Source organism: Catenibacterium mitsuokai (assembly GCF_025148785.1).
In the GTDB taxonomy this organism is placed as follows: domain Bacteria; phylum Bacillota_I; class Bacilli_A; order Erysipelotrichales; family Coprobacillaceae; genus Catenibacterium; species Catenibacterium mitsuoka.
In genome coordinates this window covers 1,983,493-1,996,909 of record NZ_CP102271.1, presented here as the reverse complement: position 1 = coordinate 1,996,909, position 13,417 = coordinate 1,983,493, and the positions used below count along the sequence as shown (strand labels likewise).

The 13,417-nt window shown below is 30.4% G+C and carries 7 protein-coding genes; 5 read left to right on the top strand and 2 right to left on the bottom strand.

Features of this window, described 5'->3' with window-relative positions; all coding sequences use genetic code 11:
- The first annotated feature begins 2 nt into the window (after window positions 1-2).
- Window positions 3-1,016 carry an ATP-binding protein gene (locus NQ499_RS10335; protein WP_155812877.1) on the top strand — a complete coding sequence of 338 codons (1,014 nt, stop codon included), beginning with the start codon at window positions 3-5 and terminating at the stop codon, window positions 1,014-1,016.
- Window positions 1,017-1,136: 120 nt separating this feature from the next.
- On the opposite strand, the gene NQ499_RS10330 is transcribed toward NQ499_RS10335, so the two are convergent.
- Entirely contained in the window at window positions 1,137-2,153 is a 1,017-nt protein-coding gene (locus NQ499_RS10330; protein WP_006506720.1) for an ATP-binding protein, read from the bottom strand.
- Window positions 2,154-2,327: 174 nt separating this feature from the next.
- Between NQ499_RS10330 and NQ499_RS10325 the strand changes: the two genes are divergently transcribed.
- Complete coding sequence (locus NQ499_RS10325) at window positions 2,328-2,687, top strand: hypothetical protein (protein ID WP_006506719.1); 360 nt, start codon at window positions 2,328-2,330, stop codon at window positions 2,685-2,687.
- A gap of 240 nt (window positions 2,688-2,927) precedes the next feature.
- On the opposite strand, the gene NQ499_RS10320 is transcribed toward NQ499_RS10325, so the two are convergent.
- Window positions 2,928-4,574 (bottom strand): RNA-binding domain-containing protein, encoded by a 1,647-nt coding sequence (locus tag NQ499_RS10320; protein ID WP_040390153.1) that lies wholly within the window; start codon window positions 4,572-4,574, stop codon window positions 2,928-2,930.
- A 638-nt stretch (window positions 4,575-5,212) separates the two neighbouring features.
- Here NQ499_RS10320 and NQ499_RS10315 point away from each other — a divergent pair.
- The 3 genes from NQ499_RS10315 (at window position 5,213) to NQ499_RS10305 (ending at window position 13,288) form a co-directional block, all read left to right on the top strand.
- Complete coding sequence (locus NQ499_RS10315) at window positions 5,213-6,553, top strand: glycoside hydrolase family 1 protein (protein WP_006506717.1); 1,341 nt, start codon at window positions 5,213-5,215, stop codon at window positions 6,551-6,553.
- Window positions 6,554-6,569: 16 nt separating this feature from the next.
- Complete coding sequence (locus NQ499_RS10310; RefSeq protein WP_040390152.1) at window positions 6,570-7,583, top strand: LacI family DNA-binding transcriptional regulator; 1,014 nt, start codon at window positions 6,570-6,572, stop codon at window positions 7,581-7,583.
- Between the two features lie 86 nt (window positions 7,584-7,669).
- Entirely contained in the window at window positions 7,670-13,288 is a 5,619-nt protein-coding gene (locus NQ499_RS10305) for a discoidin domain-containing protein (RefSeq protein ID WP_050772190.1), read from the top strand.
- Window positions 13,289-13,417 lie beyond the last annotated feature (129 nt).

The window sequence follows — 13,417 nt, the reverse complement described above, 5'->3', positions numbered from 1 at the left end:
AAGTGAAATATTATATTGAATGTATGAAAATTGAAGATGTCTTTGACTTTCCTAAAAAGTTAGAGGCATTAAATTCAAATGATGATGTAGTGTTCAATTTTTCTCATATGGGACGCATAGAACCTTTAGGAATGCTAGCTATAGGATCTATGATACATAAATATATTGAAAAATATCCTGATGTCACATTTGATTTTACAGGAACAGAAAATAAATCTTACGCATGTACAATGGGGTTATTTAAGTATTTATCACCCAAATCAGATATTGGTAAATTACCTGGAGAAGCAAAAGGAAGTATCAATTACATACCTATAACGCCAATTGTATTTAATGAATTAAGGGATGATAACTATACTGTTGTAGGTGATTTGATAGAAAAAGAATCTGGACGTCTTGCAAAAGTTATAAGTAGAGAGAATACAGAATTACATAAGCTGCTCACTTATTTGATTAGAGAAATACTTCGTAACACATATGAACATGCTGAAGCTGATAGATCATGGATCTGTGGTCAATATTGGCCTTCATATGATAAAGCAGAAATTGGAATTATAGATGAAGGAATAGGGATATTTGAAAGCTTAACGCAGAACCTAGCACATAAAAAATATATCACTGATAATAAAACAGCATTACAATGGGCTTTAAAAGCAGGAATTTCAGAATCATTCAGACCATCAAAAAAAGATGGTGGTGATGACAGATGGGCAAATTCAGGATATGGATTATATATGGCCAGTGAAATATGTAAATATTTACATGGTAGCTTTTTACTTATGAGCTATGGTAATTATATTCTGGTAAAAGATAACAAGACTGCTATTGGAGAAACTTTATTTGAAGGTACAGCTATACGTATGGTTATTCCTACTGATAATATTAAGAATGCGAAAGATATTATTGGGCATATAGCGAATAAAGGTGAGAGTGAATCAAAGAAAATCAAGAATGCATTTAAAAAAGCGTCTGTGCCATCAAGAGGATTAATGGACGAGCTCAAAATTAATTTATGATAAAGCAGTACAGTTTATAGGGGGTGCCTTTGCACTGTACTTTTTTATGGACCATAATAAAATATTTTTTTATTCGTTGTATATAAAACAAAAGGCTGTAGCAAATCTAATCGCTGCAGCCTATTCTTCTAACAACCAATCTATGAGATTAATTACCTTAATACCATCATAATTTCCAAGTGTATATCTATCTAAAGTAAGGAATATTTTCTCATAATCATCTTCTATTAGTTTTAGAGGACGAATCTCTCTGTTAAAAGTATTCTCATTCACAAGTGATGCAGTAACCTGTATATAAGTATAGACATCATTTCTTTTCGCAATGAAATCAACCTCTGCAAGTTCACTTCGTCCAATATTTACAATATATCTTCTTCTTAGAAGTTCTAGATAAACAATGTTTTCAATCGTGAATCCTAAATCATAAGATTGCTTTGGAAGAATATAATTACGAATTCCTGAATCTACAATATAATACTTCTTATTGGACTTTAATACTTCCTTGCCTGATATATCCATCACTTCAACAGGATAATAAAGGTATGACTCACACAATGCTTCCATATCTTTCACAATCACAGTATTATTTATTCCTTCTAGATACATATCAATTTGTTCTTTATCCAGTTGTATTTGATTAATATAGGGGAAACCACCAGTTTTCATATATTTCTGAAAAGCTTCTTCTTTATCAGTTCCAGGTTTATATATTTCTTTAAATGATAAAGGAAGAACATGTATTTCTATATATTGACTGTTTAAATGTGTGATTGGATGCTTGGTGGATCTTACAATATAGATATCAATATTCTCTTTTACATAAAGGCTATCTACAACTTTTCCATAAGAAGGAACATTCTGTATTTCATCTAAGAAAACATAAATCATCTTGTTTTCTACTAATCTATCTTTGATATATTGGTAGAGTTTATGATAATCTAGCAACTCTTCATACTCTAGGTCATCAAAGTTAATAGAAATGATTTGTGATTGATCAACACCGCTATTTAATAAATACTCTTGATACATTTTTAATATCGTAGTTTTTCCACAATGTCTAACTCCACTTACCAATTTTATTATATCTTTATCTTTCCACGATACTAATTGATTTAAATATGCTCTTCTTTCCATCATGATATTCACCTCTATTCTGTTTGAATTATATCATAATATTTTCTTAGGTTTGATTTATGAATACAAATTCACAGAGTTACATTAGTGTTCAAATTTGAGAACACCTTATGTTTGATTCCTGTTTACAGAATGTTGCCAATAAGAGAAAATAAAAAAGAATAAGGAGATATACCAATGAAAGAAAAGAAAACATTAGAAGAACTTATACAAGATTATAATGAGTGTAAAGAAATATTTGGTGATGCTGATTTTACCAGTATTATGATAGCAAGTTCAATTTGCGATACATATTGTGAAAGAAAACAATATGATAAGGCATCGGAATATGCCAAAAGAAATTATGAAGCGAGTTTAAGGGAATATGGTGTTGATGAGCCTATGACATTTAATCTGTTGGCTAAACTTATAGGATTTTATGAAAAAGCTGGAGATAGAGAATCTATTGATTCTGTTGTTGATGAATATTATAGAATTCGAGAAGAGACTCTAGAAATTGAAATACCAGATTCAACGGATGATAATATTCTATTCTAACGCTCGTGAGTGTTAGGTGAGCGTTAGATGAGCGTTAGAAAGTTAAAAACCGCATAACTAAGCCAAAAAATCAATATAATAGTGAGCGTTACAATGTATTAAATGAGCGTTAGAATAATATAAACTATTTCTTTTCAAGCAATAAAAAAATCTAACACCTATTTAGTACTTGGAATGAGTGTTAGATTAATGGGTTTTTTAGTTAATTATATGATGTTGAGAAGATAAATATAGGATTGACTATTTTGCTTTGTAGCGATATTTTGCATAACGTCCTTTATTAATTGATTCGAGAATGTTCTTTTCTGTTAAGATTTTTAAAAGACGATATGCTTTATTGCTGTCAATATGTAGTAATTCTATTACATCTGCACGAGAAATAAAGTCGTTTGTTTTTGCCATATTCGTGATTAATTCCAAGTAGCGTGTTTCATCAATGTCCACCTGGCGTACATAACCCATTTTCTTGGATTTTGTATTATATATTTTTGGTGAAAGAATATATGTTCTATTACGACCGCTTCCATATGTACTTACTAAGCCATTTTCAATTGATGTATCTAATACACTCTTTGTGGTGATTTTCGATAGATTTGCAGCTTCTGATAATTCTTCAACAGTTGATCGTGGAATGTCTTTAAGAATATTGAGTAGCAATAAAGTGTTTAATGTTAGAGGTCGTCCTAATCTTTGTTGTTCTTCAGATACTATTTTTGTAATCTGAGGATCTGGCTTGCTGCGGGGGATAAATAGGGATACGGTAACCTGAGTAGAATTACTATAGTCTGGAAGAGGATTCCCATAAGTTAATGAGCCTTCATAGATTCTATCAATACCTCTTCCAGTTTTTTCTGCTAATCCGATTCGTTTTAATGTATCAGCGAGTTGAGGATTTCTACCGTGTGGTTCTGCGGTTAATAGGTTATTAATTGATACCCCTTCAATAAAACCACCAGGATTAGCAATAGTAAGTCCTTCGTCATTGATTGAGATTCTCACACGTCCCATTTTTGAATAATCTCTATGACTAAATGCATTTATTAAAGCTTCACGAAATGCTCTCTTGTTAAAATCTGGAATTGAAATACGAAATAAACCATCTTCAATTTCTTGCTCAGGATTCCAAGCGTTCATATATGTATTGATTTTATCAATGGTTGATAGGAGTGGTAGATAAATATCATCATTTAGTTTGATATCTGTTCCAGATAACACTTGAAATGAAGTGGAATGAGTAGGTATGTATTTTTTTATGGAGTCTACTTTTCCAATCATAAGTAAACCGGTGATTGTAGGAACTAGTTGATTGTTTATATTTCGAACTAATCCCAATGCCTTCAATAAATCTTCGTTTGTTAATTCTAAAAGAGGTTGTTCTCCGTTTTGAGATAGAATTAGATTACGTAAATGTTCTATTTCAAACGAATCAAAATCGTCTAGAGTACAGTCAGGAAGTGTCATTGCAGAATAATCCAGCATTCGTAAATCAGAAAGGCGTGTAGCAAATTCTACGGGATACATTGGAATGTTTTCTGGAGTTCCGTCAGCTTTTATTTGACGACGTTGAACTTTTCCAGATATAGTTGCGACAATTCCGTTTTGAGATTTAGGCACAGATATTTTTAATACAGGGTATTCGTCTTCAATTATTTCTGCTCTGATAGGGACAGGTGGCAGTGTATTGTTTGCAATAAAAGCACTAAGCGTACAAGGATTAATATGATCTTTATGGACACCTGTAACTGTTCCGTTATCCTCAATCCCAAGATATAGATCTCCTCCTTCAGTGTTTGCAAACGCAACAACTGCATCAAAAATATCAGAGTTAGATAGTTTTTTCTTATCACTTTTGAATTCGATTGTTAAAGTTTCTTTTTTAGGTAACATTGATTTCACCTCCAATGCTATTTTAACACTCATGAGTGTTAAAAACAATGATTCTAACGCTCGTGAGCGTTAAATAAGCGTTAAAAAGTGTTAGAAAGTGCCGAAAAGTGTCAAAAAGTGCCATACGAGGAATTATACTTATCTATAAGTATATATAAAAGAGAAAAGAGATAGATGAATGTCAAATGAGTGCTATAAACTGTAAAAAAACATGAAGTAATGCCGTAAATTTCTAATAATTAATAATTAGTGTTAAAAGCATTGGATTCATTTTAGTGAGCATTGAGAAGAAAGTTGAAAGAGAATACAACAACATAAAACCAATAAAATACTAAAGATTAATAATGAGTGTTAGATGAGCGTTAAAATGCGTTAGAAAGTTTAAAAAATCGCATAGACAAGTTAAATGCTCAATGCAATAGTGAGCGTTAAAATGTATTAAATGAGCGTTAGATGAGCGTTAGAAAGTTTAAAAACCGCATAACTAAGCCATAAACTCAATATAATAGTGAGCGTTAAAACGTATTAAATGAGCGTTAGAATAATATATACTATTTCTTTTCAAGTGTTACTTCCTTGAAATTCAAGTACATCCTTAATAGACTTAAATAAGAATATACATAAAGGAGTAAATAAAAATGTTAAGAAAAGATTTCTTATGGGGTGGTGCTGTCACTGCTCATCAAAGTGAAGGTGGATATAATGAAGGAGGAAAAGTTCCTGCAGTATGTGACTTAACAGTCACTGGTAAGTTCTCAGACTTTAAAAATGGTATTGATGCTTATCATAGATACAAAGAAGACTTTGATTTATATAAAGAGTTAGGCTTTAATGCATACCGTTTCTCTTTAGACTGGTCTAGACTTATGAGTGATGAGAATACGTATAATGAAGAAGGTTTTGCTTTCTATGATGAATTTATTGATGAATTACTAGAGAGAGGTATAGAACCTATTCCTACATTCTATCACTTTGAAATGCCTGTATTTTTATATGAGAAATACAATGGTTTTGCGAGTAGAAAGGTTGTTGATCTATTTGTAGAATTATGCAAGAAGATTGTAGACCGTTATTGTCATAAAGTGAAATACTGGATTATCTTCAATGAACAGAATGGAATACTACAGAAAGGTCCGAAGATGTTCTTTGGTGCTGTATGTCCTGAAGGAGAACCCCCTATTATTCTAGATCATCAAATTATGCATAATACATTAATAGCGCATAGTTTGATTAACGAATACATTCATCAAAAAGGAGGCTATGTTTTAGGTATGGCCACTATTGTACAAAGCTATCCTGAAACATGTTGCCCATTAGATACATTAGAATCTATGAAAGCCCAAAGCGAAGCATTTGTATTCCTAGATGTCTTTGCGAGAGGACACTATAACAATTACTTCCTAGCTAATATGAAACTAGAAGGGACTATGCCAGTCATAGAAGAAGGAGACTTTGAAATACTTAAGAAGGGTAAAACAGATGCTCTTGCGATAAGCTATTATATGTCTACTATTAGTCATTATGGTGAAGATAGTTTGACTAATGTAGAAGATGTAGTCGTTAAGAAGAATCCTTACTTAGAAATGTCTAAATTTGGTTGGACAATAGATCCTATTGGATTACGTATTACTTTAAGACAACTTTATGATAGATATGAAATGCCTATCTATATTGTAGAGAATGGTTATGGATATGATGATCAATTAGTAGATGATGTTATTAATGATGATTATCGTATTGATTATATGAGAAAACATTTAGAAGAGATGAAAAAAGCTGTAGAAGAAGGTGTAGATTGTAGAGGATACTTATCTTGGGGTCCTATTGATATCTTAAGCAGTCGTGCACAGATGAAGAAGAGATATGGTTTTGTCTATGTAAATAGAGATAATGATGACTTAAAGGATATGAGAAGAATTAAGAAGAAGTCATTTGAATGGTATAAGAATGTAATAAGTAGTAATGGGGAAGTGTTGTAAACAAAGAGGTGATAGCATGAAAGTGACTATGAAAGATATTGCGAAAGAATTGGATATTTCTATTAATGCTGTATCGATTGCATTAAATGATAAGCCAGGTGTAAGTGAATCAATGCGTCTAAAAATATTAAGAACAGCTGATAAAATGGGATATATCAATGAAAAACATCATTATCTTTCAGTCTTTTCTAAATCTAATATTTGTATTCTTATGCAGAGCTATTATGCAAATACAGGACATTTTTATTCTATTGTCTTACGTTCAATAGTTGAACGTGCTAAAGAATTAGGTTATATATCTATTTTGAATTATTTTGAAGATAATCAATTTGAATTTCCGGATTGTATTATAGATAGAAAAGTAGCTGGTATTCTAGTGGTTGGTAAAATATCAGATCAGAATTTAAATCAGTTGAAAAATACAGGTATTCCTGTAGTTCTTGTGGATTATACATCACTAGGGGATACATGTGATTGTGTTTTAACTCACAATAAACAGGGAGGGTATTTAATCACTCAATATGTTCTTGATAAAGGATATAAAAGAGTTGGATTTTTTGGAGATTTAGAATACTCTTTAAGCTTTTCTGATCGTTTTGTAGGATATAAACAAGCTTTAGTAAATAGAAATACTATATCTGATATAGAATCATATATAAATCAATACTCCATCTTACATGAAACAGAGAAATATGTATTAGAAAACGATGTTAATAGCATTGTATCATTACTTAAAAAAAGTGAATTACCTCAAGTTTTTGTATGTGCTAATGATTCAAATGCATTTATATTGTTGAATGCTTTGACCTTAATGAATATAAAAGTACCAGATCAAATAGCTATTACTGGCTTTGATGATACACCTCTATGTGATAAAACAATTCCTAAACTCACTACTGTTCAAGTACAAAAAGAATTAATGGGAGAAATTGCAGTCAATAAACTTATAGATCGTATTCATCGTGAAAACGATGTTCAAATGACTCAATTATTATCTACTAAAATAATTGAAAGAGATTCAGTGAAATAATAATTATTCAAGTTAATCCAAATTGAAATTAAAGTATATGAATGGCATTCTATAATTAGAAAGTGATTACAAAAGGAGGGTTAATGATGAATAAAGTAGTAAAAATAATAATTTCTTTGTTTGTTGTATTTACAATGTCACTATCAAGTGTGCAAGTGACATTCGGATTAACATCTAACGAAGAAATAAGTATTATCAAGGGAAGGCTAAAGGAACATTTCTTATCTTTAGATACGATTGATGATGGTTCTAAAGTTGAAACATGTTATGTTTCTAAAGCAGTCGATTATCTAAAACTTATAAAAGAAGATGGTTCTTTTGATGATGTTAATTATAAGGCAAATAATAATGCTGCAAATGGAGCAGCATGGTCTCCTTATCTAGCATTAGATCGTCTTCAAGCTATTTCTATAGCTTATAGTAAAGTAGGTAATGCTTTATATAAAAAGCAGGAAGTAGTAAATAAACTAGAGAAAGCTATTAAGTATTGGGCTGAACAAAATCCTCGTTCAACAAACTGGTGGGAAAATCAAGTAGGTGTACAGCTTCGTTTTTCTAGAATGGCTCTATTTCTAGAAGATGTTGTAGATGAAGATACAGAAAATATCATGCTAAAGAAGCTTTTAGAAAAAGTACCAGTTAAATATGGAACAGGTCAAAATAATCTATGGTTTGCTCAAAACTATCTTTATTATTATTTGTTGACAGAAGATTCTGAACATTTACATGATATGATCAATAATTATCTGAGTTATTGTTTAGTTACACAGAAGGATGATAAAACATCTGAAGCTGTACAAGTAGACAACAGTTTTTATATGCATGGTAAACAGTTTTATTCAAATGGCTATGGAATGTCTATGTTTAGAGATATGAGTTTCTGGATTTATATGTTGAGAGATACTTCATTTTCATTAGGAAAAGATGTTATTAATCGTATGGCTGATTATATGATTAATGGAACAAGCTGGACAATTAGGGGAGATATTCAAGAACTATATTTAGGTTATCGTGAATATAAATATTCAGTTGGTTATAAGAATTATGCAGCTGAGTATATTGAGCCATTAAAAAGAATGATTGCTTCTGATAAAATACATGCTAAAGAGTATCAGGACATTTTGAATAATATTGAAAACCCACAGATCACAAATGGTAAAAATGGAAATTACTATATGTGGAGATCAGGCTATGCATCTCACATGAGAAATGATTATGGTGTTAATATAAAAATGGATTCCAATGAAATCATTGGAGGGGAATGGAGAGGAAGCTGGCCTAATGGAAATAAAGGTCAACTCATTTATTGGACTTCATCAGCATCATCTACTATTAGTGTTGATGGTGATGAATATACTACTGTTTATCCAACTTATGATTGGGCACATTGTCCTGGAACAACAACTGCTGCAAGATTAGTACAGGATTATTCTAATTCAGGACGTTTTACTAACGGAACAAGTCATACTATCGGTGTATCGAATGGACAGTATGGTGCTTGTGCTTATGCAATGGATAAAAAGGGAACTCAAGTAAAGAAAGGATATTTCTTCTTTGATGATGAAATTGTAGCATTAGGTTCAGGCATTACATCTAGTGAATCAGTTGAAATCCATTCAACACTTAATCAGGCAAAAGCTGATAATGTTTTAGTGGATGGAGATGTTATCTCTCAAGATACTACTAAAACTATTAAAAATAGTAAGTGGATTTACAATAATAAAGTTGGATATGTTTTCCCTGATGAAACATCAGTGACTGTATCTAATGCATATCAGAAAGATAATCCTTCTTTATGGGCAGAAGAAAAGAAGGCTTCTACTCCAAGAACATTTAAAGCATATATTAATCATGGAATAAAGCCTAGTAATCAGTCATATTCTTATATTATTCTGCCAAACAAAACAAGTAAAAAGGTATCAGAATATGCTGATAGTAATCCTATAACTATTGTTGCGAATAATGAAAATATTCAAGCGGTTAGAAATGAAAATCTTAAACAGACACAAATCAATTTTTACAAAGCAGGGACATTAGAATATAAAACAGGATATAAAGTAACGGTTGATCAGCCTTGTAGTTTAATTATTGATGAATCTGAAAATCAAAGAAAAATCACTCTTGCAACATCAGAAAACCAAAGTAATATTACTATTCAAGTTAAACTTGATTATGGTCAAACTACTACAAAAACTGATTTTATTACGCCATCAGCACCGTATACTGGTTCATCTATGACTTTGAATGAAAATGATAGTAATTTGTATAATTCTAGTTCATCTTTATCACCACATGATGTCAAATCAGCTTTTGATAATGATATGAGTACTTATTGGCAGAGTAAGTCTAATGATGAAGAATGGATCAGCTTTTATGCTGGTAATAGTTATATTTCAGAATTAAATATCAAATGGGGAGATCATTATGCTTCAGATTTTGATATATACACATCTAAAGATGGTAAAACATATACTTATTTAAAATCAGTGAATCAAAATGTAACTGATTCTACTGTCAGCATCGGTGGCATATACCCTTATATAAAGATAGTAATGAAGAAAACTAAGGGTTCTTATTATCAAATTAAAGAAATAAGCTGTAAAAGTCAGGATGCATTAACATATAAGAAACCTGTTGAAGTAAGTTCTCAATATAATGATGAATTAAAGAAAGAGAATGCTGTTGATGGCAATACAAATACACGATGGGGTTCAAAGAGAGATAGTAATGATAACTGGATTATTGTAGATTTACAGAAGAATTGTTCAATTAAGGCTTTAAATATTTTATGGGAAGCCGCATGCTCAGATGAATATAGTATTGAGATTTCTTTAGATAAGAAAAACTGGACTACTATAAAAGAAAAATTAAAATCAAATCAATCATTATATGATCAATATTTATTTGATGATAATGTTTATGGTCGTTATTTAAAGATACATTCTACAAAAACTAGAATTGTTAATGGTAAAAATTATGGAATCAGTATATATGAACTTGTTGCGTATGGTAATGAAGAACAAGAAGATACGAATTATAGTAATATCGCATTAAATAAATCAGTAGAAACAAGTTCACAATATAATAATGAATTAAAAAAAGAAAATGCTGTTGACGGTGATATAAAAACACGTTGGGGATCAATTAGAAACAGTGACGATAATTGGATTATTATTGGTTTAGAACAGTATTCAAAAATTAATAAGATTCAAATTGATTGGGAAAATGCGTGCTCAGATGATTATACAATAGAAGTATCTAATGATAAGAAAACTTGGCAGGTAGTTACTGAAACAAAAACAAATACATCATTAAGAGATATTCATACATATGATTCATATATTTATGGTCGATATCTTAAAATTCATTCTTATAAAACACGCCGTGTAAATAATAAGAATTATGGTATTGGTATTAATGAAGTAGCAGTATATGGTGATAAATCATCAGTAGTTAATGAAAATCAAAACATTGCATTAAATAAACCTTCATATTCATCTAGTATTTATAAGAGTCAATATTGTTCTGAAAAAGCATTTGATGGAAGTGTAGATAAAACATCTGGTAAAGAATCAAGATGGGTTTCTTTAAGAAGAAAAGATAATTCTGGTAAATCTGTTGATTATCAATGGATTTATGTAGATTTACAGAATTATTATGATATTTCAAAAATAGTTTTAAATTGGGAAGCAGCATGTGCTAAAAGTTATAAAATCCAGATTTCTTCAAATGGAAAAAACTGGAAGGATATTACTTCAGTAAGTGATGGAAAAGGTGGAAAAAGAGAATTTGACTATACTGACCAAACAGTAGCAAGATATGTAAGAGTAGAATGTCTAGAACCTTCTACTGTTTATGGTTATTCATTATGGGAATTTGAAATATATGGTAATAGAGTTAAACAGCCAAAGACTACAAATTTAGCACTAAATAAGAAGTCTAGTGCATCTAGTTCATATAAAGCACAATATGATTCTTCCAAGGCATTTGATGGAAGTGAAGATGCCACTTCAGGAAAGGAATCTCGTTGGGTTTCTTTAAGACAGAAAGACAATAAGGAAGATGTTTCAAATCAATGGATTTCTGTTGATCTTGGAGATTATTACAATGTTAATCAGATTAAGTTGAATTGGGAAGGAACTGGTGCAGAGGAATATAAGTTACAGGTTTCTTTAGATGGAGAAACATGGACTGATATTACACATGCACAACATTCTAACGGTGGCATTGAAACATATAATTATAATGGTGTAACAGCCGAATATGTAAAGATGCAGGGAATTAAACCTAACAGTATTTATGGGTATTCATTATGGGAATTTGAAGTATACGGAGATTCACTTGATAAATGTGAACTAACAAATTTATATTATATGAATGTCAATATGGATACTTCTATTTATACACCAGAAACAAAGGAAAGATTCAATCAAGCATTGAATAATACCTACAAGGTGATCAATGAAAATGTTGAGTCTTCTACGATATTAGAAACAAAACAAGAGTTACTAGATAGTATTAATAATTTGAAATTATTGGCTAATTTTGATTATTTGGGTAGTTTAATTAAAGAATGTAAAAATCTTGATGAATCAGTATATGCACCTGCTACTTTTGAAAAATTGAAAGATAAGTTACAAGAAGCTGAAATGATCTACAATGATAAAAATAGTAGTCAGGAAAAGATTGATTCTATTTGTGAGGAACTTGTTGAAGCAAAAGATAAATTGATTTTCAAGAGCGATAAAACAGATTTAATTGCATTGGTTGATGAAGTGAATAAGCTTGATTGTTCATTGTATATAGATGTTTGTGTAGAGGAATTAGACATTTATTTGAATAAAGCACAAGAAGTAATAAATGATGGAAATGCGAATGAAGAATCTGTCTTAGAAGCATATAAGAATTTGTCTGATGCAAAAAATCTTCTTGTTACTAAAGAATCTTATGAACATCTACAAGAATTGATGACAAAGGCATTAGACATTGATGAATCTAAATATACAGAAGAGTCAATTAAATTACTTACAGACAAGAGAAAGCAAGCTGAAGAAGCTTATAAAGAATCTGTCCCTCAAAATGATAAGGTACAAAAGTCAATATTAGAATTAGAAGCTGCTTTAAATGCTTTAGAAAAGAAGATTGATTACTCTCAGTTAATGGTTATTATTGGTAAAGCTGAATCTATTGATCAAACAAAATATACTGCTTCATCATTGTTGAGAGTGAATAATGAAGTACTTAAAGCGAAAGCACTCATAGATAAAGATGATGTTACTCAAAAAGAAATTGATGAAATGGTTAATACCTTATCAGAGGCTATTGATCATCTTGTTTTAAAAGCAGATAAGACAAAACTTAAAGAGTTGATTTCAAAAATTGATGCTTTAGACATGAGTAAGTATGAAAATACAGATTATTTAATTACAGTATTAAATCAAAGTAAAGAAGTATTAATGAATGAAGAAGCTACACAAAGTGAAGTGGATCAAGCTTATGAAATGTTGAATGCTTCATATAAACAGCTTAAATTTAAGTCTGATAATATTGAAATAACAGAAATACCAACTCAGAGTACAAATAAGACTGATAAAAATGAACAGATTAAGACGGGTGATACTACTTATATTAATATGATTGGATGGTCTTTATTGATTATGATGAGTTGTTTAGGAATATTCTTTATAAGAAAGAGAGTATATTAAAAATAAATAATATAGAGAAGATGGTTGCGAAAATAGCGCCATCTTTTTTTAAAACGGCAAATGCGTTAATAAATTGAGAAAATTAGCTATATAGAGCTGATTTTCTAAGATAAAAACAGGAAATCTGTT